The organism is Streptomyces venezuelae, assembly GCF_008642295.1.
Taxonomy (GTDB): domain Bacteria; phylum Actinomycetota; class Actinomycetes; order Streptomycetales; family Streptomycetaceae; genus Streptomyces; species Streptomyces venezuelae_C.
This window is the reverse complement of record NZ_CP029190.1, coordinates 3,447,565-3,469,487: the sequence shown is the minus strand read 5'-3', so window position 1 is coordinate 3,469,487 and position 21,923 is coordinate 3,447,565. Positions and strand designations below refer to the sequence as shown.

The 21,923-nt window shown below is 72.1% G+C and carries 26 protein-coding genes; 21 read left to right on the top strand and 5 right to left on the bottom strand.

The genetic code is table 11. The annotated features are described in order from the left end of the window. Window positions 1-23: 23 nt before the first annotated feature. Window positions 24-854: a winged-helix domain-containing protein gene (locus DEJ50_RS15210; protein ID WP_150208551.1), complete on the bottom strand. Its 831-nt coding sequence runs from the start codon at window positions 852-854 to the stop codon at window positions 24-26. A 459-nt stretch (window positions 855-1,313) separates the two neighbouring features. Between DEJ50_RS15210 and DEJ50_RS15205 the strand changes: the two genes are divergently transcribed. The 13 genes from DEJ50_RS15205 to DEJ50_RS15145 all read left to right on the top strand — a co-directional run bounded on the left by DEJ50_RS15205 (window position 1,314) and on the right by DEJ50_RS15145 (window position 10,916). Next, entirely contained in the window at window positions 1,314-1,568 is a 255-nt protein-coding gene (locus tag DEJ50_RS15205; protein WP_150208550.1) for a MoaD/ThiS family protein, read from the top strand. Between the two features lie 10 nt (window positions 1,569-1,578). Then, window positions 1,579-3,120 carry a hypothetical protein gene (locus tag DEJ50_RS15200; protein WP_150208549.1) on the top strand — a complete coding sequence of 514 codons (1,542 nt, stop codon included), beginning with the start codon at window positions 1,579-1,581 and terminating at the stop codon, window positions 3,118-3,120. 48 nt (window positions 3,121-3,168) lie between these two features. After that, window positions 3,169-3,870: a DUF2993 domain-containing protein gene (locus DEJ50_RS15195; protein ID WP_317852542.1), complete on the top strand. Its 702-nt coding sequence runs from the start codon at window positions 3,169-3,171 to the stop codon at window positions 3,868-3,870. Window positions 3,871-4,116: 246 nt separating this feature from the next. Beyond that, the gene (locus DEJ50_RS35595; protein WP_389475332.1) at window positions 4,117-4,200 is read left to right on the top strand and encodes a putative leader peptide; all 84 of its coding nucleotides are present in this window, start codon (window positions 4,117-4,119) and stop codon (window positions 4,198-4,200) included. A gap of 184 nt (window positions 4,201-4,384) precedes the next feature. Beyond that, complete coding sequence (locus tag DEJ50_RS15185) at window positions 4,385-5,230, top strand: sulfurtransferase (RefSeq protein ID WP_150208548.1); 846 nt, start codon at window positions 4,385-4,387, stop codon at window positions 5,228-5,230. A gap of 39 nt (window positions 5,231-5,269) precedes the next feature. Beyond that, a complete protein-coding gene (locus DEJ50_RS15180) occupies window positions 5,270-5,560 on the top strand; it encodes a DUF1416 domain-containing protein (RefSeq protein ID WP_150208547.1) in 291 nt (96 codons plus the stop codon). A gap of 101 nt (window positions 5,561-5,661) precedes the next feature. Then, complete coding sequence (locus tag DEJ50_RS15175) at window positions 5,662-5,937, top strand: DUF3099 domain-containing protein (protein ID WP_150208546.1); 276 nt, start codon at window positions 5,662-5,664, stop codon at window positions 5,935-5,937. A gap of 91 nt (window positions 5,938-6,028) precedes the next feature. Continuing rightward, the gene (locus tag DEJ50_RS15170) at window positions 6,029-6,862 is read left to right on the top strand and encodes a hypothetical protein (protein WP_190344505.1); all 834 of its coding nucleotides are present in this window, start codon (window positions 6,029-6,031) and stop codon (window positions 6,860-6,862) included. Beyond that, window positions 6,859-7,683, top strand: coding sequence for a hypothetical protein (locus DEJ50_RS15165; protein ID WP_223837766.1), 825 nt, complete (start codon window positions 6,859-6,861; stop codon window positions 7,681-7,683). The genes DEJ50_RS15170 and DEJ50_RS15165 overlap by 4 nt, the downstream gene beginning before the upstream one ends. After that, on the top strand, window positions 7,680-8,630 hold the full coding sequence (locus DEJ50_RS15160; RefSeq protein ID WP_150208545.1) for a hypothetical protein: 951 nt from the start codon (window positions 7,680-7,682) through the stop codon (window positions 8,628-8,630). The genes DEJ50_RS15165 and DEJ50_RS15160 overlap by 4 nt, the downstream gene beginning before the upstream one ends. A gap of 250 nt (window positions 8,631-8,880) precedes the next feature. Beyond that, window positions 8,881-9,453 carry an FABP family protein gene (locus DEJ50_RS15155; RefSeq protein ID WP_150208544.1) on the top strand — a complete coding sequence of 191 codons (573 nt, stop codon included), beginning with the start codon at window positions 8,881-8,883 and terminating at the stop codon, window positions 9,451-9,453. Window positions 9,454-9,503: 50 nt separating this feature from the next. Then, a complete protein-coding gene (locus DEJ50_RS15150; RefSeq protein WP_150208543.1) occupies window positions 9,504-9,941 on the top strand; it encodes a Fur family transcriptional regulator in 438 nt (145 codons plus the stop codon). A 9-nt stretch (window positions 9,942-9,950) separates the two neighbouring features. Next, complete coding sequence (locus DEJ50_RS15145) at window positions 9,951-10,916, top strand: YgfZ/GcvT domain-containing protein (protein ID WP_150208542.1); 966 nt, start codon at window positions 9,951-9,953, stop codon at window positions 10,914-10,916. Window positions 10,917-10,944: 28 nt separating this feature from the next. On the opposite strand, the gene dtd is transcribed toward DEJ50_RS15145, so the two are convergent. Continuing rightward, entirely contained in the window at window positions 10,945-11,370 is a 426-nt protein-coding gene (gene dtd / locus DEJ50_RS15140) for a D-aminoacyl-tRNA deacylase (RefSeq protein WP_150208541.1), read from the bottom strand. A 132-nt stretch (window positions 11,371-11,502) separates the two neighbouring features. Between dtd and DEJ50_RS15135 the strand changes: the two genes are divergently transcribed. The 7 genes from DEJ50_RS15135 (at window position 11,503) to DEJ50_RS15105 (ending at window position 16,625) form a co-directional block, all read left to right on the top strand. Further along, complete coding sequence (locus tag DEJ50_RS15135; RefSeq protein WP_150208540.1) at window positions 11,503-12,090, top strand: AmfC protein; 588 nt, start codon at window positions 11,503-11,505, stop codon at window positions 12,088-12,090. Window positions 12,091-12,131: 41 nt separating this feature from the next. Further along, window positions 12,132-13,376, top strand: a complete 1,245-nt coding sequence (locus tag DEJ50_RS15130) for a GNAT family N-acetyltransferase (RefSeq protein WP_150208539.1) — start codon at window positions 12,132-12,134, stop codon at window positions 13,374-13,376. 36 nt (window positions 13,377-13,412) lie between these two features. Beyond that, window positions 13,413-14,327, top strand: a complete 915-nt coding sequence (gene sigJ, locus DEJ50_RS15125) for an RNA polymerase sigma factor SigJ (RefSeq protein ID WP_150208538.1) — start codon at window positions 13,413-13,415, stop codon at window positions 14,325-14,327. Beyond that, window positions 14,328-15,116: a putative protein N(5)-glutamine methyltransferase gene (locus DEJ50_RS15120; RefSeq protein WP_150208537.1), complete on the top strand. Its 789-nt coding sequence runs from the start codon at window positions 14,328-14,330 to the stop codon at window positions 15,114-15,116. It abuts the gene before it with no gap. 74 nt (window positions 15,117-15,190) lie between these two features. After that, entirely contained in the window at window positions 15,191-15,580 is a 390-nt protein-coding gene (locus DEJ50_RS15115; RefSeq protein WP_150208536.1) for a helix-turn-helix domain-containing protein, read from the top strand. 25 nt (window positions 15,581-15,605) lie between these two features. After that, window positions 15,606-16,175 carry a hypothetical protein gene (locus tag DEJ50_RS15110; protein WP_150208535.1) on the top strand — a complete coding sequence of 190 codons (570 nt, stop codon included), beginning with the start codon at window positions 15,606-15,608 and terminating at the stop codon, window positions 16,173-16,175. Between the two features lie 120 nt (window positions 16,176-16,295). Continuing rightward, on the top strand, window positions 16,296-16,625 hold the full coding sequence (locus tag DEJ50_RS15105; RefSeq protein WP_150208534.1) for a DUF2516 family protein: 330 nt from the start codon (window positions 16,296-16,298) through the stop codon (window positions 16,623-16,625). Window positions 16,626-16,641: 16 nt separating this feature from the next. Here DEJ50_RS15105 and DEJ50_RS15100 read toward each other — a convergent pair whose 3' ends face one another. The 3 genes from DEJ50_RS15100 to DEJ50_RS15085 all read right to left on the bottom strand — a co-directional run bounded on the left by DEJ50_RS15100 (window position 16,642) and on the right by DEJ50_RS15085 (window position 20,335). After that, window positions 16,642-17,946 (bottom strand): PP2C family protein-serine/threonine phosphatase, encoded by a 1,305-nt coding sequence (locus DEJ50_RS15100; RefSeq protein ID WP_150208533.1) that lies wholly within the window; start codon window positions 17,944-17,946, stop codon window positions 16,642-16,644. Between the two features lie 316 nt (window positions 17,947-18,262). Then, complete coding sequence (locus DEJ50_RS15090) at window positions 18,263-19,267, bottom strand: C40 family peptidase (RefSeq protein WP_150208532.1); 1,005 nt, start codon at window positions 19,265-19,267, stop codon at window positions 18,263-18,265. A gap of 252 nt (window positions 19,268-19,519) precedes the next feature. Further along, window positions 19,520-20,335, bottom strand: a complete 816-nt coding sequence (locus tag DEJ50_RS15085) for a class I SAM-dependent methyltransferase (protein WP_150208531.1) — start codon at window positions 20,333-20,335, stop codon at window positions 19,520-19,522. A 248-nt stretch (window positions 20,336-20,583) separates the two neighbouring features. On the opposite strand from DEJ50_RS15085, the gene DEJ50_RS15075 reads away from it, so the two are divergent. Further along, complete coding sequence (locus DEJ50_RS15075) at window positions 20,584-21,774, top strand: IS110 family transposase (RefSeq protein ID WP_150208530.1); 1,191 nt, start codon at window positions 20,584-20,586, stop codon at window positions 21,772-21,774. The last annotated feature ends 149 nt before the right edge of the window (window positions 21,775-21,923 follow it).

Genomic DNA, 21,923 nt, shown 5'->3' with positions numbered 1-21,923 from the left:
CGCGGCAGTCTACGCGGGGTGACCTACCTCTGGGCAGGGCGTCCTGCGGACCGGGCATCCACCGCCCCGTCCAGTTCGCCGTCCGCCATCCGGGGGACGCCGGCCGGTCCCTCCGCCGGGGCCGAGGTCGCGGCCGAGGCCGAGGCCGTCTTGCGGGCGGCCTCCTCGGCGGCCCGCTCGACCTTTTCCGGCGTAACGAAGCGGTAGCCGACGTTCCGGACGGTGCCGATCAGCGACTCGTGCTCGGGACCGAGTTTCGCGCGCAGCCGCCGTACGTGGACGTCCACCGTGCGGGTGCCGCCGAAGTAGTCGTAGCCCCAGACCTCCTGCAGCAGCTGGGCCCGGGTGAAGACCCGGCCCGGGTGCTGCGCCAGGTACTTCAGCAGCTCGAACTCCTTGAAGGTCAGGTCCAGCACCCGGCCCTTGAGCTTCGCCGAGTACGTCGCCTCGTCGACCGACAGGTCGCCGTTGCGGATCTCCATCGGGGAGTCGTCCGAGCCGAGCTGCTGCCGTCCGGTCGCCAGCCGCAGCCGGGCCTCCACCTCCGCCGGCCCCGCGGTGTCCAGCAGCACGTCGTCGATGCCCCAGTCGGCGGTGACGGCCGCCAGGCCGCCTTCCGTCACCACGAGGATCAGCGGGCAGCCCGGCCCGGTGGAGCGCAGCAGCTGGCAGAGGGAGCGCACCTGCGGAAGGTCGCGCCGGCCGTCGACGAGGATCACGTCGGCGCCTGGGGTGTCCACCAGGGCCGGGCCCTCCGCGGGCGCGACGCGTACGTTGTGGAGCAGCAGTCCGAGGGCGGGCAGCACCTCGGTGGAGGGCTGCAGGGCGTTGGTCAGCAGCAGCAGGGAGCTCATCGCGACGACCTCCCGGCGGTGGTGGTCGTGCGTTCATCGTGCAGGAATGGCTGGCCCATCACGTCGGTTCCTCCTCGGTCCCGTCGAGGACGTGCTCTGTACGGGTTGCGGTCCCCGCGCCCTGAGGCCCGCATGGATTCCACTGTTCGCAACTGTTCGCACTGTGTTCAACGTGCAGAAAGCACAAAAGGACCCGGGGGGCTACGTTGCCCGGATCCTCTTCCCCGCCAGGATAGCCCGCCGGGCCATTCCGGGCCGAGGGCGCCTGACATACGACTTCTGTGGTTCCTACCACCCTGCGCCCCGGGCCGCGGGCAGGTTATGCCCGGTTTCACCGGTTCGGTGGACCCCCACTCGGTACCCGACGGCGCACGAGGGGCGCGCCGGGGCACGCCGCCGGTGGCCGCGCGAGGCGTCATCATGGAGGCCGACGGTACGGAGCCGACGAAAGGAGCTGCAGTGGCAGCGGGAACCATCCGCTACTGGGCGGCGGCGAAGGCCGCGGCCGGGACGGCGGAGGAGCCGTACGCGGCGGAAACACTGGCAGAGGCGCTCGGCGCGGTGCGGTCCGCGCACCCCGGGGAGCTGAGCCGGGTGCTCCAGCGCTGCTCCTTCCTGGTGGACGGCCACCAGGTGGGCAAGCGCAGCCATGACGAGGTCCTGCTGACCGAGGGCGGCACCGTCGAGGTCCTGCCGCCGTTCGCGGGCGGGTGACCGGAACCCCATGAGCACTCCCGAGAACCCGTACGGGCAGCACCACCCCCAGGATCCGCAGGACCCGCACCAACCCGGGCACCAGCCTCCGCAGCCCCCGCTGCCGCAGGACCCGTACGCCACCCAGACCTGGCAGACGGACACCTGGGACACCACGTACCAGCCCTCGCTGGGGGCGGTGCCCGGCCAGGCGCAGCCGCTCGCCGCCCCGGACAGCTGGTTCCGGGAGGAGCCGGCCGCCGCCCCGGCCGGGCCGGACCCGGTGGCGCAGCCCTCCTGGGCGGAACCGCAGCCCCTGGCGGCCGAGCAGGCCTACCACCCGTACGCGCAGCAGTACCCGGGCGATGCCCCGGTGCAGCCCGGGCCGGCCGGCGGCTGGGAACCCGCGCCGGTGGCTCCCGAGGGCTGGTTCCGGGACGAGGCGCCCGCGCCCGCGCAGCTGCCGCAGCAGGCGGTGCCCGGGGCCGCGGAGACGGCCTATCTGCCGCCGTACCCCGGCCCGGCCGACGCGGGGGAGACGGCGTACCTGCCGCCGTACCCGGGTCCCGGCGCCGAGCCGGCCGGCCACGCCGCTCCCATCGGCCACGCCCCCGGCCACGCCGCGCCCGCTGCCCCCGCCGACCCGGCGGAGACCGCGTACCTGCCGCCCTATCCGGCGTACGACACCCCGGAGCCGGTGGCCGAGCACGCCGCCGCCCCGGTCGCCGCCCCGGGCGCCGAGTCCGCCCCCGAGCCCGCGGCCGGCGCCGCCGTGGCCGAGGCGTACTCCACCCCCACCCTCGCCGGCAGCACCCGCATCAGGGACCCGCGCCAGGCCCGCGCCGAGGGCCGGTCCCCGATCATCGACCCCGGCCCGCAGGCCGCCCTGGTCACCGTCGCGCTGGGCGCGCTCCTGGCCGGTGCCGCCGCGATCGCGGACCTGGCCCTGCTGGTGCCGCTCATCGCCCTGCAGGCGCTCACCGCGGCCGGCTGGTTCCGGCTCAACGGCATGTGGCCGGCCCGCCAGGGCATCGCCCTCGCCTTCGCCGGGGCCGTGGCGGCGGACCTCGCCGTGCTCGCCGTCGAGGAGGCGTACCGCCCGGGCGCGATCATCGGCACGCTCGGCGCCTGGGTGCTGCTGACCCTGGTCCTCCAGCTGCGCAGCCGGGCCGAGCCCGACGAGCGCATGTACGGCCTGATGGCCTCGGTGGCCTCCGCCGCCCTCGCCATCGTCTGCGCCGGCTACCTGGCCGCCGATTCCGCCGCCGTGACGGTCGGCGCGGCAGCCGTCGCGGTGGCCGTGTTCACCCGTGCGCTGCCGCTGCCGGCCGCCCCCTCCGTGGGCGTCTCGCTGGCCGCGGCGGCGGGGGCCGGCATCGCGGTCGGCGGGATGACCACGATCGGCGCCGGCGGTGCCCTGGTCGGCCTGGCCGCCGGGGTGTGCGCGTTGATCGGGCTGCGGGTGGCCGCGTACGACTACCCCTCCAAGTTCGTCCACATGACCGCCGGAGTGGCGCTGCCGCTGGCCGTCGCCGCCCCCGCGATCTACCTGATGGGGCGCGTGGTGAACTAGCGGTCCGTACGCAAGATCGATCTGAATGCTCACTGGGGGGAACGGGACATGCAACTGCGTCTCATACGCGTGCTGCTGATCATCGGGCTGGTGCTCGTCGGCCTGCTGGTCGCCGCCGACCGGATCGCCGTCGGCTATGCCGAGGACAAGATGGCCGAGAAGGTGCGGACGCACCGGGCGGCGATCGACGGCACCGAGGTGGACATCAGCGGCTTCCCGTTCCTCACCCAGGCGCTGGGCCACCGGCTGGACCGGGTCGACGTCCACCTCAAGGGCGTGGAGGCCACGGCCGACGGCCGGCGGATGCGGATCGCCCGGCTGGACTCCCGCTTCCACGACGTGAAGCTGAACGGCGACTACACCGGCGGCACCGCGGAGCGGGCCGACGGCTCGGCGCTGGTGACCTACGAGGACCTGACCAAGGCCTCGACCAGCGGCGCGACCGTCACCTACGGCGGGTCCCCGGGCAAGGTGAAGGTGACCGCCACCGTGGACCTGCTGGGCCGGTCCATCACCCGCAGCGTGATCTCCACCATCACCCTGGTCGACGGCTCCACGGTCCGGGTGCGGGCCGACGAGGTGCCCGGCGGGGGGATTCCCGGCCTTGAGGAGCTGGTCCGCAGCGAGACCGACTTCGACCGCCGGCTGGACGGCGGTCTGCCGGCCGGCCTGAAGCTGTCGGCGCTCACCTCCGACCAGGAGGGCGTCCACCTCACGGTGAGCGGCTCCAAGGTGGACCTGGCGGGCTGAGCGCGCCCGCCGGCCGACCGCCTGGCGGCCTCCGGCCCGCCTTCGGCCGATCTCCGGAATGGCAGATTCCCGGATAGTGAGACGGGTCGGTCCGATCCGCAGATGAACGGGTCCCAGGCCGGGCGGGGCCGGGCTCCGGAGCCGCTGCGCAGGGTCTGGGTAGGGCCCCGCATCCCGAGATGCGGACGATCCTGTCTCGATATATGACACACCGGTGACAGGGCCGCCGGTTCGTCCCTACGATCCATGCCCATGAAGCGAATGCAGGCGGACCTCACGAAGCGACGGGCAGTAGACCTGTGTCGCGTCGCCGCCATGCTCTGTCGCTGACCGAGCGCGACGTTCGGCGTCGCTCCCGCCGGCCGTACGACGGCCGTTCCCGCGTGACCGCAGCTGCCTCCCGCCCTACGCCTCCCCGCGCAGGAACCACGAGCGCACCCGGAAACACGCACCTGCACGCAGCACCCGCAGCATCCGCACCGCCCCGCCGCACACTGCCCCGGAGGAGAACACCATGAGCCGCAGCGACGTCCTCGTAGACGCCGACTGGGTCGAGGCCCACCTGGACGACCCGAAGGTCGTCGTCGTCGAGGTGGACGAGGACACGTCCGCCTATGACAAGAACCACATCCGCAACGCCGTCCGGATCGACTGGAAGCAGGACCTCCAGGACCCGGTCCGCCGCGACTTCGTGGACCAGGAGGGCTTCGAGAAGCTCCTCTCCGCCAAGGGCATCGCCAACGACGACACCGTCGTTCTCTACGGCGGCAACAACAACTGGTTCGCGTCCTACGCCTACTGGTACTTCAAGCTCTACGGCCACCAGGACGTCAAGCTCCTCGACGGCGGTCGCAAGAAGTGGGAGCTCGACTCCCGCGACCTGGTCGACGGCACCGAGGTCCCCAAGCGCCCGGCCACCGAATACAAGGCCCAGGCCCAGGACACCTCGATCCGCGCCTTCCGCGACGACGTCGTGGCCGCGATCGACAACCAGAACCTGGTCGACGTCCGCTCGCCCGACGAGTTCTCCGGCAAGCTGCTCGCCCCGGCCCACCTCCCGCAGGAGCAGTCGCAGCGTCCCGGCCACGTGCCGAGCGCCCGCAACATCCCGTGGTCGAAGAACGCCAACGACGACGGCACCTTCAAGTCGGACGACGAGCTCAAGGCCCTCTACGAGCAGGAGCAGGTCGACCTGGCGAAGGACACCATCGCCTACTGCCGCATCGGTGAGCGCTCCGCGCTGACCTGGTTCGTGCTGCACGAGCTGCTGGGCCAGGAAAACGTCAAGAACTACGACGGTTCCTGGACCGAGTACGGCTCCCTGGTCGGCGTGCCGATCGAGCTCGGCGCCAACAAGTAGTTCCCGGGCAAGCGACCTCTCTAGGACAGGACAGAGAACATGTGTGGAGCACAGATCGGCGGGCCCGACCTCTCGACCCTCAAGCCGGGCGAGACGGCCATCCAGGGCCAGGTGACCCAGAACGGCGAGCCCGTCACCGGCTACGTCCGGCTGCTGGACTCGACCGGTGAGTTCACCGCCGAGGTCCCGACCTCGGCCACCGGCCAGTTCCGTTTCTACGCCGCCACCGGCAGCTGGACGCTGCGGGCGCTGGTGCCCGGCGGCCAGGCGGACCGCGCCGTGCACGTCGCCGAAGCCGGCGGCGTGACGGACGTCGCGATCGCCGTCTGAACGACGATCACGACAGCTTGACCGGCCGAAGGGCCGCACCCCCGGGGGTTGGACGCCACTGAACCGGGGTGCGGCCCTTCGTGCCGTCCTACCCTGGAGGCATGTACGCCCGGCGCCGACGCGTCTACTTCCTGCTGATGGGCGGATGCCTCTTCCTGTTCGTCTCCGCCTGGAGCTTCGTGCGGCTGTGGTCGGTGGAGGCGGCCGTGGCCCTGTGCGTGGTGGCGATGATCATCCTGCCGGTCGCGGCGACGATCGCGAACCGGCGCGGCCCGGACGACCGCTGGTGGGACGACCCCTCGGGCGATCCCACCTCGGACGAATGGTGGGACGAGCTGGACGGCAAGCCGCGGCGCCACGGGGATGCCGAACCGTAATACCGGCGCGTACAACTGCTTGGCCCCGGCACGGGTCTTGCGTGTGCACAGGTGACGGAACCTGTGTTTCACGTCCTGTGGGGGGACCTCTTTGGAAACCGAACAGACCGGCCCGGACGCAGCGCCCGAACCGGCGCGCGACCCGGCGCCCGATCCCGCTCCGGCGCCCGCTCCCGATCCCGCTTCTGCTCCCGATCCCGGCCGCGGCCCGCGCCGCGTCGGCCGTACGGTCGCACTGATCGCGGTGGCGGTCGTGCTCGGCGTCCTGGCCGGTACGGCCACCGGGTACGCCGTACAGAGCGGGCGCCCGCCCACGCCGCTGCCGCCGCTGGCCCAGCAGCACCTCCCGGCCCCGAAGCCGGTGGCCGCGGACGACGCGACCACCGAGCAGACCGTCAACGCGAACCGCCGCCACCGGTCCGACGAGGACCTGACGAAGGCGCTGCTCCCGGCACCCGGCGGAACGCGGGACGCATGGTCCGGCTACGAGCCGCTGGAGGTGTTCGTCACCGACTTCTTCGAGCATCCCAACCGGATGGCCCCCCGGCTGGCCGCGGACGGGCTGCGGCGGATCGCAGTGAGCCGGTGGTCGGAAAACGAGAACCGGCACGTCGAGGTCCGGCTGATCCAGTTCCAGGACCGGTCGGGAGCCGACGACTACCAATCGGACCAGTCGAGTTACCAGGCGGAGGACAAGTTCGCCGGACACCAGGGTGTGGCGATCCCGGGCGTCTCGCGCGAGGTCGGCGGGGTCTGGATCTACCCGGTGGACAACAAGCCGGGGTACCACCCGCTGAGCCGGGCCCGGGCCCTCGTCCGCCGCGGCGACACCGTCGTCGACATCTGGTACGCCGACCAGCGCGGCAAGCCCATCACCGAGAAGGCCCTCATGAGCCTCGTCGAGCGTCAGCTGGAGCGACTGTGATCGAACTGCAGGACGACATCACGCCCGGCACGGACGGCCCGGAGGCACCGGATGTGCGGGACGCGCCGGAGCAGAGCAGGCCGAACCGCCGCCGGCAGGGCGCCATGCTCGTCGGCGGCCTCGCGGCCCTCGGTGTGCTGGGCGCCTGCGTCGTGAGTGCCCAGAAGTTCACCGAGGCCGAGCTCGCCTCCCCGACCCGCTACTGGACGCCCGCGGACGCGTCGGCGGCGGACCTGTCCGCGACGGCGGAGGAGCCGCCGTCCGCACCGTTGCACCCGCTGGCCGCCAAGCTGCTGCCGATGCCCGACGGCCACCGGCCCGGCCCGGACTTCGGCGTGGAGGGCAACGACTACTTCGTGCCCGGTGCCAAGGCGGTCGAGCGTCTGAAGGAGCAGCGGACCGGCCTGTCCGGTGCCGAGCGCAAGGAGCGGGACAAGGCCCTCGCCCAGTTGAAGCTCAAGGGGGTCGCGGCCCGCAGCTACCGGGACGGGAACGGCATGGTCAGCGAGATCAGCCTGATGCAGGCGGACCCGAAGGCGCTGGGCGAGTTCGCCGCTCTGACCGGGAAGCTGCTCGGCGTGGTGGCCGACAAGGGCAGCAAGCCGCCCACGGTGGACGGCTTCCCCCAGGCCAAGTGCTGGCTGCTGAGCATCGGTCCCGAGGACAAGGACCGGGTCGAGTCCCTGGAGTGCGTGGCGGTCGAAGGCGACCACCTGGTCGCCTACCGCGCGTACGAGGGCAAGCCCCTTGCCGTCTCGCGCGCAGTGAACATCTTCCGGAACCAGCTGACCCACCTGAAGTCCCCCGGAGAGTCCGCATGACCGAGCACCAGCCCGCCACCCCGGCCCCGGAGCCCGCCCCGGCCCCGGAGCCCGCCCAGGCGCCGGAAACCGCCCCCGCCGCGGAGGCGGTCCCGGCCCCGGTCCCGGCTCCGGAGCCGGAGCCCGTCGTCCCGGTCCCGGCCCCCGAGCGGGCCGCCCGGCGCCGCCGGCTCGCCTTCGGCGTACTGCGCTGGGCCGTCGCCCTGCTGGTCTTCGCCGGCACCGGCACGGCCGTCGCGTACGAGATCACCGAGCGCGAGCGCACCGACGTCCCCGGCCTCGCCACCAAGCCCGACGGCCGCTGGGACTACCCGGAGATCCGCAAGCCGGAGCTGCCCAAGGGCGCCCGGCTGCCGTTCGCCGAGGACAACCCGGACGGGGTGCACTACGCAGCCCTGACCGGGCTGATGCTGCCGGCCCCCGCCGGAGCCCGCCCGGACGACACCCTGAAGCCGGGGCAGGACGGCACCGTCACCCCCGACAGCTACCTGGCGGAGTACGCCCCGGACGCCCGGCCCGGCCTGCAGGCGCAGCTGCGGGACGAGGGCCTGCGCCAGATCGCGGCCCGCGGATGGACCACGCCCGACGGCACCCGCACCCGGATCTACCTGCTGCGCTTCCACACCTCGGCGTTCACGGACACGTTCAGCGGCTGCACCTCCTACTTCGCGCCGGTCGGCGGCGCGACCCTGGCCACCGACAAGGAGTGGGACGCGGCGAAGGAAGAGGAGGGCGAGAAGCAGGGCTACCGCGCGAACAGCGTGGATGCGGACCACCACGTCACCGTCCTCCGGGAGTCCCCGGTCGCCGGCGACGACGCCGTCCGGCTCGCCTGCATCCAGTCCGGCGACCTCCAGGCCGTGGTCCTCCAGACCCGCAAGGGCGCCGAGCCGGCCACCGTCCCCTTCCACCAGACGGTGATCCTGCAGAACCAGCTGCTGGGCTGACCGGCCCAACGGCGGACCTCACAGAGTGGCCGGGTCCCCGGGCCAGTAGGCTTGGGGACCGGCCCTGTAGCCACCCCGAACCGACCCTCCGAGGAGCACCCCGTGCTTGAGGCAGTCTTCACCTCCCTGCTGGTCCTGGTCGCCGTCGGCGTCCTCGCCTTCACCGCGCTGGCCGTCGCGAAGCTCTACCAGGGCCAGCGCTGACCTCCGGTTCACCGACCCCTCCCACAGATCGCCTGAGCAGCCATTCATGATCCAGATCCCTTCCGACCTGAACCCGGGCCTCGTGCCCCTCGCCTTCCTCCTCGGCACCTGGGAGGGCGCGGGCGTCTTCGACTTCCCCGGTGAGGAGAAGTGCAACTTCGGCCAGGAGGTCGTCTTCAGCCACGACGGCAGGGACTTCCTGGAGTACGTCTCGCACACGTGGGCGCTCGACGCCGAGGGCAAGAAGGTCCGCCCGCTGGAGTCCGAGACCGGCTACTGGCGCATCGACGAGGACCGCAAGGTCGAGACCGTGATGGTCCGCGACCAGGGCGTCGTCGAGGTCTGGTACGGCGAGCTCGCCGACCGGAAGCCGCAGATCGACCTGGTCACCGACGCGATCGCGCGCACCGCCGCATCCGGCCCGTACAGCGGCGGCAAGCGCCTCTACGGCTATGTGAAGGGCGACCTGATGTGGGTCGGGGAGAAGGCCACCCCGGACGTCGAGCTGCGCCCGTACATGTCGGCCCAGCTCAAGAAGGTCGTCACCCCGGAGGAGGTCGCCGAGATGGCGCGCAACCTCCCCGACATGCCGGACGACGGCATCGCCTTCTTCCGCTGACGGCTGACGGCTGACCCCTGCGGTGTGCCACCCGCCCGTACACTGGGCGGGTGGCGAGCACCGACTGGAAGAGCGATCTGCGGCAGCGCGGCTACCGGCTGACACCGCAGCGCCAGCTTGTGCTGGAGGCCGTGGACGCCCTGGAGCACGCCACCCCGGACGAGATCCTCGTCGAGGTGCGGAAGACCGCCTCCGGGGTCAACATCTCCACCGTCTACCGGACGCTCGAGCTCCTCGAGGAGCTCAAACTGGTCTCGCACGCCCATCTCGGGCACGGGGCGCCGACGTACCACCTCGCCGACCGGCACCACCACATGCACCTGGTGTGCCGGGACTGCGGGGACGTCATCGAGGCCCAGCAGGAGATCGCCTCCGAGTTCATCGCGAAACTGCACACCACCTTCGGCTTCGAGACCGACATGAAGCACTTCGCGATCTTCGGCCGCTGTCGCAAGTGCGCCGCCGAACACCGGGACGAGCAGTCGTAGGCTTGCCCTATGACCAGCCCTTTGCTTGATCTGCCCGGTGCCGTGCCCGCCGAAGGCCGTGACGAAGGCGTCGCCGCCCACTACGGAGAGCTGTACGGCGAACAGCGCGCGCTCGCGGACGGCCGCGGCTTCGTCGACCTCTCGCACCGCGGAGTCCTCACCGTCACCGGACCGGAGCGGCTGAGCTGGCTGCACCTGCTGCTCACCCAGCACCTCACCGAACTGCCGCCGGGGCAGGCCACCGAGGCGCTGATCCTCTCCGCCAACGGCCACATCGAGCACGCCCTCTACCTCGTCGACGACGGCGAGACGGTCTGGGCGCACGTGGAACCGGACACCGTGCCGGCGCTGATCGACTACCTGGAGTCGATGAAGTTCTTCTACCGGGTGGAGGTCGCGGACCGGACCGCCGATTTCGCCGTCGTACACCTGCCCGCCGGCTCCATCACGGAACTCCCCGGAAAGTACGTCGTACGGGAGACCCCCGCCGGCCGTGATGTGTTCCTGCCGCGCGCCGAGCTGACCGGCTTCGCCGCCGCCCACGGCCCCGCCGCCGGCCTCCTGGCGTACGAGGCGCTGCGCGTGGAGGCGCACCGGCCGCGGCTGGGCCTGGAGACCGACCACCGCACCATCCCGCACGAACTGGGCTGGATCGGTACCGCCGTGCACCTGCAGAAGGGCTGCTACCGCGGCCAGGAGACGGTCGCCCGTGTCCACAACCTGGGGAAGCCGCCGCGCCGCCTGGTCTTCCTCCACCTGGACGGCTCCGAGGTGCTGCTGCCGCCGCACGGGACGCCGGTACGGCTGGCCGCCGACGGCCCCGAGGGCCGCCAGCTGGGCTTCGTCACCACCTCGGTGCGCCACCACGAGCTCGGCCCGATCGCGCTCGCGCTGGTCAAGCGGAACGTGCCGGTGGATGCGGCGCTGCTGGCCGGGACGACCGCGGCGGCCCAGGAGGTCGTGGTCGCTCCCTGAGCAGGGCGGCCGTATCGGTTTGCCGGCCTTACAGGTCGAGGAGCACGGTGAACGGGCCGTGGTTGGTCAGCGAGACCCGCATGTCCGCACCGAACCGGCCCGTCTCCACCGTCGCGCCCAGCTGCCGCAGCTGCGCCACCACCTCGTCCACCAGCGGCTCCGCGACATCCCCGGGGGCCGCCGCGTTCCAGGTGGGGCGGCGGCCCTTGCGGGCGTCCCCGTAGAGCGTGAACTGGGAGATCACCAGCAGCGGCGCGCCGTTGTCACTGCAGGACTTCTCGCCCTCCAGGATCCGCAGCGACCACAGCTTGCGGGCCAGCTGCGCCGCCTTCTCCGGGGTGTCCTCGTGGGTCACCCCCACCAGCACACACAGCCCCTCGCCGACGATCTCGCCCACGGTCTCACCGGCCACGACCACACTCGCGCCGTCCACCCTCTGCACCACTGCTCGCATACCACCTGTGTATCAGGCGTGCACCCGTCCGGGGCCGATCGGGTGCACTGAGCCTGCGTCCGCCCCACCGTCAGTGGCACGATGCACGGAGGCGGTGCCCCATGCACCGGTCGAGGGGACGGACACGTTCGTATGAATACTTCTGGTACCTCTGCAGCTGCAGCCGCAGGCCCGGTGTCGGCGGTGCGCCCGCCCGCACAGCGCACCCCGGACGTCCAGCCGCCCGGGGTCCTCGGCCTCGGACTGCCCGAACTGCGGGCCCTGCGCCGGGACGCCCAGCGCGACGAGGCCGACCTGAGCTACATCCGCAGAATCCTGCAGGGCCGCATCGACATCCTGCGCGCCGAACTGGCCCGGCGGACCGACCAGGAGGGCCCGGCGGGCCGGGAGGTGCCGGCGGTGGTCGTGGACCGGCTGTCCGAGATCCTCGCCGACGCCCCCTCCAGCCGCAGCGTCTCCGCCCGCCATGTCACCCTCGGCACCCCGCAGAGCGAGGAGTTCCGGCTGCTGGCCGCCGAGATGCTGGCCGATGTGGAACTCTCCGACCTGGCGGCCCGTACCGACGCCGAACTCCACGACGCCATGGGCCGGCTGGTCCGGTACGAGCAGCAGGTGTCCCGGCGCCGGCAGCAGCTCCAGCGCACCGCCGACGACTGCAGTGCGGAGATCACCCGCCGCTACCGGGAGGGCGAGGCACAGGTGGACGACCTGCTCGCGTAATTCAGGCGACGGACCGCGGACCGGCGGCTAGCGTGCCTGGCATGAGTGCCGACATCCGTTCCGTCACAGAATCCGAGCTGGCCGACTGGCTGCGCACGGTACAGACCGGCTTCCTCTCCTCGCCTCTGGTCACGGACGGGGACGTCGCCCAGCGGATCAAGTACAACGACCTCAACCGGACGGTGGGGGCCTTCGACCCGGACACCGGCGGCTGTGTGGCCACGTTCCGGACGTTCGCGCAGGAACTCACCGTGCCCGGCGGTGCAGTGCTCCCCGCGAACGCGGTCTCCGCCGTCTCGGTGCTGCCCACGCACCGGCGCCGCGGCCTGCTCACCCGGATGATGACGGCGGACCTGGCGGCGGCCAAGGAGCGCGGCGACGTGCTGGCCACCCTCATAGCCGCCGAGTACCCGATCTACGGCCGGTACGGGTTCGGGCCCGCCACCTCGACGGTGGAATGGGAGATCGACGTCGCGCGTACCGGCCTGGACCGCCGCCTTCCGGTGCCCGACGACGGCGGCCGGATCGACCTGGTGGACGCGGCCGAGGCCCGCCGGACCGGCCCCGGACTGCACGGGCGGCTGCGGGCGGTGACCCCGGGCGTGGTCAGCCGCGACGAGCGGTGGTGGAACCTGGACACCGGTCTGGAGGCGCTCGACTCCCGCCCGTACAAGGAGAAGTACTTCGCCGTGTACCGCTCGGCCGACGGCGAGGCACAGGGCTACGCCTCCTACCGGTCCGATGAGCACTGGACGGACGCGAAGGTCCCGCTGAACACCGTGCAGGTCTCGGACCTGCTGGCGGTGAACCCGCGGGCGGAGCGCGCCCTGTGGCACTTCCTCTGCTCCATCGACTGGGTGCTGAAGGTCCGCACCGGCCACCGCGCCCCGGACGACCTGGTGACGCAGCTGCTGCCGGACCCGCGGTCGGCCCGCACGCTGGTCTCCGCGGACCTGCTGTGGGTGCGGCTGCTGGACGTCGTACGGGCGCTCCGGGCGCGGACGTACGAGGTGCCCGGGCAACTGGTGCTGGAGGTCGAGGATCCGCAGGGTCTGGCGGCCGGCCGCTACCTGCTCGATGCGGGCGCCGGCACCTGTGGGACCACCGGTGCCGAGCCGGACCTGGTGCTCGGCGTCGCGGAACTGGGCGCCCTCTACCTGGGCGACGGCTCGGCGGCCCGGCTGGCGGCGCTCGGCCGGGTGCGGGAGCTGCGGCCGGGGGCGGTGGCGCTGGCGGACGCGGTGTTCCGGACGGCCCGGCGGCCCTGGTGCCCGGACATTTTCTGACGGTCACATCCGCGGCTGCGGCTGCGTCAGAAGGGCATGACCAACGAATTCGGCGCAGGCGTTGACGACCGGGACCGGGATTTCCTGGCGGCCCGTTTCGAGGAGCGGCGGTCCCATCTGCGGGCGGTCGCCTACCGGATGCTCGGCTCGCTCAGCGAGGCGGAAGATGCCGTTCAGGAGGCCTGGTTCCGGCTCGACCGGACCTCCACCCGCGAGGTGGAGAACCTGGGCGGCTGGCTGACCACGGTGGTTGCCCGGGTCTGCCTGGACCAGCTGCGGGTCCGCCGGGCCCGGCGCGAGGAACCCCTCGGGGTGCGGGTGCCGGAACCGATCCTGAGCCCGCCCGAGGGGCTCGACCCGGAGCAGGAAGTGCTGCTGGCCGACTCGGTGGGGCTGGCGCTGCTGGTGGTACTGGAGCAGCTGGCGCCCGCCGAACGGCTGTCGTTCGTCCTGCACGACATGTTCGGTGTGCCGTTCGACGAGATCGCGCCCATCGTGGAGCGGAGCCCGGCGGCGGCCCGCCAGCTGGCCAGCCGGGCCCGCCGGCGGGTGCAGGGGGCGGCGCCGGTGCCGGACACGGATCTGATCCGGCAGCGCAGGGTGGTGGGGGCGTTCCTGTCGGCCTCCCGCAGCGGCGACTTCGAGGAACTGCTGACGGTGCTGGACCCGGAGGTGGTGTTGCGGGTGGACCTGGGGGAGGCGGGTGGCGGTGCTTCGCGGCTGGTGCGCGGCGCGGCGGCGGTGGCCCGGCAGGCGCTCACCTTCCAGCGGCTGTCGCCGTACGCGCGTCCGGCGCTGGTGAACGGGGCGCCGGGGGTGGTGACCATGCCGGAGGGCAAGCCGGTGGCGCTGATGGGCTTCACCGTCAGCGGGGGCAGGATTGTGGCGATCGACGTCCTGGCCGACCCGGCGCGACTGGAACGACTCGATGTGACGGTCTTGGAGGACTGAGTGGCAGCAACTGCGGCGAACGCCGGCTGGGTGGTGGACACGCTCCGCGCGGCGGGCTGCGTGTTCGCGGAGGAGGAGGCCGAACTGCTGCTGGGCGCGGCGGCGGAGGGCGCGGACCTGGCGCGGATGGTGGAACTCCGGGCGGTCGGCCATCCCTTGGAGCATGTGGTGGGCTGGGCGGAGTTCTGCGGACTGCGGATGGCGGTCGGCCAGGGCGCCTTCGTGCCGCGCCGGCGCACCGAGTTCCTGGTGCAGCAGGCGGCGGCGCTGGCCCGCCCCGGTGCGGTGGTGGTGGACCTGTGCTGCGGGGTGGGCGCGGTGGGCGCGGCGGTGGCCGCGGCCGTGCCCGGCACGGAGCTGCACGCGGCGGACATCGACCCGGTGGCGCTGGGCTACGCCCGGCGCAATGTCGCCCCGTACGGCGGCCGGGTGCACGAGGGCGACCTCTATGCGGCCCTCCCGGCCGCCCTGCGCGGCCGGATCTCCCTGCTGGTGGTGAACGCCCCGTACGTCCCTACGGACTCCATCGCCCTGCTCCCGCCGGAAGCCCGCGACCACGAGCCCCGTGCGGCCCTGGACGGCGGCCCGGACGGTCTGTCGGTGCAGCGCCGGGTGGCCGAGGGGGCCCTGTCGTGGCTGGCCGGGGGCGGGCACCTGCTGATCGAGACGAGCACCCGCCAGTCCCCGGCAACCGCCTCGGCCATGACCTCGGCGGGCCTCACGGTCCGCGCGGACTCCTCGGAGGAATGGTCGGCCACGGTCATCACGGGCCGCCGGCCGCTGACCTGAGGTCAGACCGCCGGGGTGGGAGATGTTGCAAGCGACTGCTTGCAAAAGTTAGCAGGGTGCGGGAGGATCGGGACATGGCATCCCTCAATGTCGGGAATCTCGGCGAGTACCTGCGCGAGCAGCGCCGCCAGGCGCAGCTCTCGTTGCGGCAGCTGGCCGATGCGGCAGGGGTGTCGAATCCGTATCTCAGTCAGATCGAGCGCGGGCTGCGCAAGCCGAGCGCGGACATCCTGCAGCAGCTGGCCAAGGCACTGCGGATCTCCGCGGAGACCCTGTACGTGCAGGCCGGGATCCTCGACGAGCGGGACCGGGACGAGGTCGAGACACGGGCCGTCATTCTGGGCGACCCGTCCATCAACGAGCGGCAGAAGCAGGTGCTGCTGCAGATCTACGAATCGTTCCGCAAGGAGAACGCGCTCAGCGAGGGCGAGCCCCCCGCTGACGAGGTGCCGTCCACGAAGTGAAATGCGATCCGGGAGGACCGGCAAGATGGCCATCGCCGATGACCTGAAGAAGACCCTGACCGACCCGACCCCGCTCTACTTCGCCGCCGGCACGGCCGATTACGCCGTGCAGCAGGCCAAGAAGGTGCCGGGGCTGATCGACCAGCTGCGGGCCGAGGCTCCGGCGCGCATCGAGGCGGTGCGCAACACCGACCCCAAGGCCGTGCAGGAGCGGGCCAAGGAGGACCTGGAGGCGGTTGCCGCCAAGGTCGTCGGGGTGGTCGGGGCGCTCGGGTCGATCGACCCGAAGAGCATCGACCCCAAGAAGATCGGGGAGACCGCCCAGGACCTCGCGCTGCGCGGGGTCGGGGTGGCCGCCGAGTACGCGGTGCGTGCCAAGGAGACCTACGACCGGGTTGCCGAGCACGGCGAGCAGGCCGTCCGGCAGTGGCGCGGCGAGGTGGCCGAGGACATCATCGACGTGGCCGCGGTGGTCGAGCCCGAGCCGGCTTCCGAGCCGGAGCCGGCGGAGGCCTCGGCCGATGCGGAGAAGCCGGCCGCCAAGCGGACCGCCACCCGCAGGACCGCGGCGAAGAAGGCCACTCCTGTTGAGTGACGGTGTGACGGTGTGACGGAGTGACCACAGGATGGACCGGGCACCTTCACGGTGTCCGGTCCGTTCTGTCTGTAGCGTGGACGGAACAGAGGCCAAGCGCGTCGTGAGGCGGTAGAGGGCATGTTGATTCAGGGGTTCGATTCCGTCGTGGCGCTGCTCGGGCTCGCCATGCTGGTGCTGGCCGTCGTCGCCTTCGTCTTCGCGCTGTTGGCGCGCGAGGACGCCTACCGGGCCGCCGACAAGCAGACCAAGACGTTCTGGCTGGTGATCCTCGGGATCACGGTGGTGGTCGACCTGTTCCTGGGAATGCTGTTCCTGCAGATCGCCGGGCTCATCGCCTCGATCGTGTTCATGGTCGACGTGAAGCCCGCGCTGAAGCGGGTGTCCGGCGGCGGGCGCCGCGGCAGCAGCAGCGACGGGCCGTACGGGCCCTACAACGGCAACCGCTAGCCCCGCGGCGGGCCCGCTACCCCGCGCGGTCCAGGAGGACGACGGCGACGTCGTCGGTGAGCTCGCCGCCGTTCAGGCGGCGGGCTTCGGTGACGGCTGCCTCCAGCAGCCCCTCGCCGCGCAGGCCGCGCTCCAGGTGCCGGTTGATCATCTCGACCATTCCGTCCTGCCCGAGCCGTTCCCGCCCGTCCCCGATACGGCCCTCGATCAGGCCGTCGGTGTAGAGCATCAGGCTCCAGGTGCCGCCCAGCTCCACCTGGCGGCGGGGCCAGCGGGCGCGCGGCAGCAGTCCGAGTGCCGGGCCGCTGTCCTCGTACGGCAGCAGCGTCGCCGGTCTGCCCGGCCGGGTTATCAGCGGGGCGGGGTGGCCGGCCAGGCACAGCCCGGCGCGGCGGCCGTCGGGGGAGATGTCCACCGTGCAGAGCGTCGCGAAGATCTCCTCGCAGGGGCGCTCGACCTCGATCACTTCCTGGAGGGTGGCCAGCAGGTCGTCCCCGCACAGGCCCGCGAGGGTCAGCGCGCGCCAGGCGATGCGCAGCTCCACGCCGAGGGCGGCCTCGTCCGGGCCGTGCCCGCAGACGTCGCCGATCATCGCGTGCACCGTGCCGTCGGGGGTGCGGACGGCGTCGTAGAAGTCCCCGCCCAGCAGGGCGCGGCTGCGGCCGGGCCGGTAGCGGGCGGCGAACCGGAGGTCGGCGCCTTCGAGCAGCGGGGTGGGGAGCAGGCCGCGTTCGAGCCGGGCGTTCTCCTGGGCCCGGAGCCGGGATTCGGCGAGCTTGTACTGGGCGATGTCGGCCCGTTTGCGTTCCACCGCGTACCGGATGGCGCGGCTGAGCAGCCGGCCGTCCAGCTCGTCCCGGAAGAGGAAGTCCTGGGCGCCGACCCGGACCGCCTCGGCGGCCCGGTCCGCGTCCGCCTCGGCGGTCAGGACGAGGACGGCGTGCCGCGGGGCGATCCGGAGCACCTGCCGGAGGGTGGCGAGCTCGTCCGTGCCGGGCTCCACCGCCGTGACGGTACGGGCGGCGGCGACCGGGCCCGCGGGGCCGCCGGCCGTGCCGACCGCGCGGGCGGCGCTGCCGGGCAGGCTCAGGTCGAGCAGGATGCAGTGCACGTCCTGGGTGAGCAGCCGGGCGGCCTCGGTGAGGTTGCGGGCGGTGCGGATGCGGATCCGCTGGCCGTCGGCGTCGAGGATCTCGGGAACCGAGAGGCCGCCGCCGGGGTCGTCCTGGATCACCAGCAGCGTCAGCGGCTGCGGAGGTGCGCCGGGCTGACCGCTCTCCGCGGCGGGGATGTCCCTCTGCCGCGGTACGGGTACGGTCATCGTCTCGGTTCCTTCCCTCCCCCCGAGGTCGCGCGCTGCGTGCCGACCCTAGCGGGCCATCCCGGGCCGACGGAATGCCCCGGTGGGAGCGGGCCTCCGGCATATGCCCTCATCAGGGGCGAAGGCCCGGGTGACGGGATGACGTACATCACGCCCGGGCGGGGGTCCATCTCGGTGGACGGAACGGTTCGGCCCACGATCCGGACGCTTCGGAAGGTTCGGAAGGTCGGGGCGGACCCGGCAATCCGGATGCACCGGATGCACCGGATGCACCGGACGGAACGGACGCCCCGGATGGAACGGACGCGGTGGACGCCTACCGGGCGTCCGGCCGCACCACCGCCTTGATCGGCATCGAGCCCGCGCCCGCGATCGTGACGTTCCGGCCGGGGCGGGGGGCGTGCACCATCGCGCCGTCGCCCACATACATCCCGACATGGCTCGCATCGTCGAAGTAGATGATCAGATCGCCCGGGCGCATGTCCTTGAGGGCGATCTTCGGGAGCAGCCGCAGCTGCTCCTGCGAGGTGCGCGGGATGTTCCGGCCGGCCGCCAGCCACGCCTTGGAGGTGAGACCCGAGCAGTCGAAGGAGTCCGGCCCCTCGGCGCCCCAGACATACGGCTTGCCGATCTGCGCGGTGGCGAACCGGACCGCCTGCGCCCCGGCCTCCGTCGCCGCGCCCTTGACGTCCTTCAGCGCGCCCGTGTTCAGCCAGGCCTTCTGCGCCTGGTACTGGGCCTCCTGCTCCAGCTGCAGCAGCCGGGCCTTCTCCTCGGCCTCCAGCTTGCTCTCCAGCTCCTCGGCGGCCTTGATCTTGTCCTCGATCTGCTTCTTCGCCGCCTCCTGCTTGACCCGGTTGGCCTCCAGGGTCTGCCAGTGGGCGGTGGCGTCCTTGGCGTACTGCTGCAAGTCGGCCTGGGTCTTGTTCAGTTCGGAGAGCACCCCGGCGGTCGCCTTCTCGCCCTGGCGCAACCGGTCGGCCCCGTCGAGGAACTGTCCCGGGTCGCGGCTCATGGCCAGCTGGGCGCCCGGCGGCAGGCCGCCGGAGCGGTACTGGGCGCGGGCGGCGGCGCCCGCGCGGTTCTTGAGGACGGTGATCCGGTCCTGCCCGGCGGCGATCTGCTTGGCCAGCGACACGATCTGGTCGGACTGCCGCCTGGTCTCGGTCTCGGCCTGGTTGTACGCGTCCGTGGCCGTGCCGGCCTGCCGGTACAGCTCCTCGATCTCCTTGCGCACCTGCTCCAGGGACTTGGCGCCGGGAGCGGGCTCCGGGGCGGCGAATGCGGTGCCGGCCAGGCCGGGGGCGGAGAGTATGGCCATCGCACACAGCAGTGTGAGCGCGACTCCGCCACGACGCCGTCGGTTCACGGTCCCCCCAGACACCCCGGCAGATCTGCCCGTCGGTCAGATCTGACTATTCATCAGTAACTTTCCACTGCCTTCGGGATGGTGCCACGACTCGGTGAATTCCGACAGCCTTGTGGACAGCCGGCCGATCATGCTCCCGGACCCCACCCCTCCCACCACGGCACAACGGTCCCCGCCCGCAGCCGGTTCCCCGGGCGCCGGGGTTCACCCCACCGGACGCAACGCGTCCCAGCGGACCGTCAGTTCGCCCTGCCGCCACCGCCCCGGCCCGTCCGCCAGCGGCCAGTCGCCGGACAGCGCCCGGGCCGTACGGATCCACCGCTGCCGGGCCCCGTACGAGGCGTAGGGCGCAGCCGCCGCCCAGGCCCGGTCGAAGTCCCGCAGGAACGCGTACACCGGCTCCCCCGGCACATTGCGGTGGATCAGCGCCTTCGGCAGCCGCTCGGCCAGGTCCGAGGGACGGTCCAGGGACCCCAGCCGGGTCGCGAACGTCACCGTACGCGGCCCCTCCGGCCCCAGCGCCACCCACACATGACGCCGCCCGATCTCGTCACAGGTCCCCTCCACCAGCAGCCCGCCCGGCGCCAGCCGTGCACACAACCGCGCCCACACCTCGGCGACCTGCTCCTCGTCGTACTGCCGCAGCACGTTCGCCGCCCGGATCAGCGCCGGCCGCTCCCCGCCCGCCAGAGGCACCTCGAACCCGCCGTGCCGGAAGCTGAGACCCTCCTGCTCGTACGGCTTCGCCCCCGCCACCCGGGCCGGCTCGATCTCGATGCCCACCACCCGGACCCGCGGGGCCGCCGTCCGCAGCCGCGCCAGCAGCTCCACCGCCGTCCAGGGCGCCGCCCCGTACCCCAGGTCCACGGCGACCGGCGCCTCCGCCCGGCGCAGGGCCGGCCCGTGCACCGCCGCGATCCAGCGGTCCATCCGGCGCAGCCGGTTCGGATTGGTCGTCCCGCGGGTCACCGTGCCGACCGGACGGGCGGCACGGCTCGGCGAGGAGGGGCGGGAACTCATGTGCCGAGCGTAAGGGCTGTCCTACCTTTCAGGCGTGGGTCTGCTCCGGTCACTCGTAGGATCGGAGGGCCCGGGGGCTCCGGGTATGGCTGTAAAGGCTGAGCCGCTGGATGGCTTACGGGACTTGGCCGCCCGGAGCCCCGCGACGACTCGACCGCTGATTGGGAGACGCGACTCGATCGCTGCTGTAGGACAACGTCGGCGAGGTCGTCTGCGGGATCAGTTGGAGACGACTGCCGGAGGGGAACTTGCCTGAGATTTGGGCCGGTGTGGACATCGGCAAGACTCATCACCACGCCGTGGTGATCAACGCAGCGGGCGGCCGGCTGCTGTCTCGCCGGATCCAGAACGACGAATCTGAGCTGCTGGCGCTGATAGGCGATGTGCTGGCGATATCCGAAGACGTGTTGTGGGCCGTCGACCTCAACCATGGCGGCGCTGCCCTTCTGATCGGCTTGCTTACCGCCCATGATCAGCCGGTCGCCTATTTGACCGGCCTGGCAGTCCACCGGGCCTCCGCCACCTACCGGGGTGAGGCGAAGACCGACGCAAAGGACGCCTTTGTCATCGCCGACCAGGCCCGCATCCGCCGGGACCTGGGCCTGCTCAGACCCGGAGACGAGATCGCCGTCGATCTGCGCACCCTGACTACCCGGCGCTTGGACGTAGTCTTCGACCGCACCCGGCAGATCAACCGTCTCCGGGCCCAGCTGCTGGAGCTCTTCCCTGCTTTGGAGCGGTCGCTGGACTTGACCAACAAGGGTCCGGTGACGCTTCTGACGGGCTACCAGACTCCGGCTGCCATCCGCCGCGCCGGCGCGAAGCGGATCGAGACCTGGCTGAAGAACCGCAAGGTCAAAGGCGCCGCCTCACTCGCGCAAACCGTCGTAGAAGCCGCCCAGGCCCAAAGCACCGCCCTGCCCGGCGAGAAGCTGGCCGCGGCCATGGTGGTCCGCCTCGCGAAGGGGGTGATGGCTCTCGACGAGGAGATCGCGGAGCTAGACGCACTCATCGAGGCTAGGTTTCACGAGCATCCGCACGCCGAGGTGATCCGCAGTCTCCCTGGCATGGGGCCCAGGCTCGGCGCCGAGTTCATCGCTGCAACGGGCGGTGACATGGACGCCTTCGGGAATGCCGACCGCCTGGCCGGCTTCGCCGGCCTGGCCCCTCAGCCCCGAGACTCCGGCCGCGTCAGCGGCAACCTGCGCAGACCTCGCCGCTACCATCGCGGCCTGCTTCGGACCATGTACTTGTCGGCGATGGCCAGCCTCAAGTCCTGCCCGGCCTCGAAGGCGTACTACCGGCGGAAACGAAGCGAAGGGAAAGGCCACAAGCAAGCTCTCCTCTCCCTCGCACGCCGACGTATCAACGTCTTGTGGGCAATGATTCGTGACAGAGAGTGCTACAGGCCTTCACTTCCGGTAGTGGGAACGGCTTGACATCAGCATTGGGAAGTCCCGTCATCCCCGGCGGGCGCACGACGCCGGCTACGGCACCTCGCTGCGTTGTCGGAGCGCCCGAATACGCCCAGTATGAGGACGCTCCTCCGCCTTGCGATGCACCGCATCCGACGCCGTGCGCCGATCCA

Bases quoted from the DNA above. Each gene is read 5' to 3' on its own strand.
- DEJ50_RS15195 (WP_317852542.1), top strand. From the start codon at position 3,169: ATGCAACTGCGTCTCATACGCGTGCTGCTGATCATCGGGCTGGTGCTC.
- DEJ50_RS15100 (WP_150208533.1), bottom strand. From the start codon at position 17,946: ATGACCGTACCCGTACCGCGGCAGAGGGACATCCCCGCCGCGGAGAGC.
- DEJ50_RS15210 (WP_150208551.1), bottom strand. From the start codon at position 854: ATGAGCTCCCTGCTGCTGCTGACCAACGCCCTGCAGCCCTCCACCGAG.
- DEJ50_RS15180 (WP_150208547.1), top strand. From the start codon at position 5,270: ATGTGTGGAGCACAGATCGGCGGGCCCGACCTCTCGACCCTCAAGCCG.
- DEJ50_RS15145 (WP_150208542.1), top strand. From the start codon at position 9,951: ATGACCAGCCCTTTGCTTGATCTGCCCGGTGCCGTGCCCGCCGAAGGC.
- DEJ50_RS15090 (WP_150208532.1), bottom strand. From the start codon at position 19,267: ATGGCCATACTCTCCGCCCCCGGCCTGGCCGGCACCGCATTCGCCGCC.
- dtd (WP_150208541.1), bottom strand. From the start codon at position 11,370: ATGCGAGCAGTGGTGCAGAGGGTGGACGGCGCGAGTGTGGTCGTGGCC.
- DEJ50_RS15185 (WP_150208548.1), top strand. From the start codon at position 4,385: ATGAGCCGCAGCGACGTCCTCGTAGACGCCGACTGGGTCGAGGCCCAC.
- DEJ50_RS15135 (WP_150208540.1), top strand. From the start codon at position 11,503: ATGAATACTTCTGGTACCTCTGCAGCTGCAGCCGCAGGCCCGGTGTCG.
- sigJ (WP_150208538.1), top strand. From the start codon at position 13,413: ATGACCAACGAATTCGGCGCAGGCGTTGACGACCGGGACCGGGATTTC.
- DEJ50_RS15160 (WP_150208545.1), top strand. From the start codon at position 7,680: ATGACCGAGCACCAGCCCGCCACCCCGGCCCCGGAGCCCGCCCCGGCC.
- DEJ50_RS15105 (WP_150208534.1), top strand. From the start codon at position 16,296: ATGTTGATTCAGGGGTTCGATTCCGTCGTGGCGCTGCTCGGGCTCGCC.
- DEJ50_RS15115 (WP_150208536.1), top strand. From the start codon at position 15,191: ATGGCATCCCTCAATGTCGGGAATCTCGGCGAGTACCTGCGCGAGCAG.
- DEJ50_RS15110 (WP_150208535.1), top strand. From the start codon at position 15,606: ATGGCCATCGCCGATGACCTGAAGAAGACCCTGACCGACCCGACCCCG.
- DEJ50_RS15175 (WP_150208546.1), top strand. From the start codon at position 5,662: ATGTACGCCCGGCGCCGACGCGTCTACTTCCTGCTGATGGGCGGATGC.
- DEJ50_RS15085 (WP_150208531.1), bottom strand. From the start codon at position 20,335: ATGAGTTCCCGCCCCTCCTCGCCGAGCCGTGCCGCCCGTCCGGTCGGC.
- DEJ50_RS35595 (WP_389475332.1), top strand. From the start codon at position 4,117: ATGCCCATGAAGCGAATGCAGGCGGACCTCACGAAGCGACGGGCAGTA.
- DEJ50_RS15130 (WP_150208539.1), top strand. From the start codon at position 12,132: ATGAGTGCCGACATCCGTTCCGTCACAGAATCCGAGCTGGCCGACTGG.
- DEJ50_RS15155 (WP_150208544.1), top strand. From the start codon at position 8,881: ATGATCCAGATCCCTTCCGACCTGAACCCGGGCCTCGTGCCCCTCGCC.
- DEJ50_RS15200 (WP_150208549.1), top strand. From the start codon at position 1,579: ATGAGCACTCCCGAGAACCCGTACGGGCAGCACCACCCCCAGGATCCG.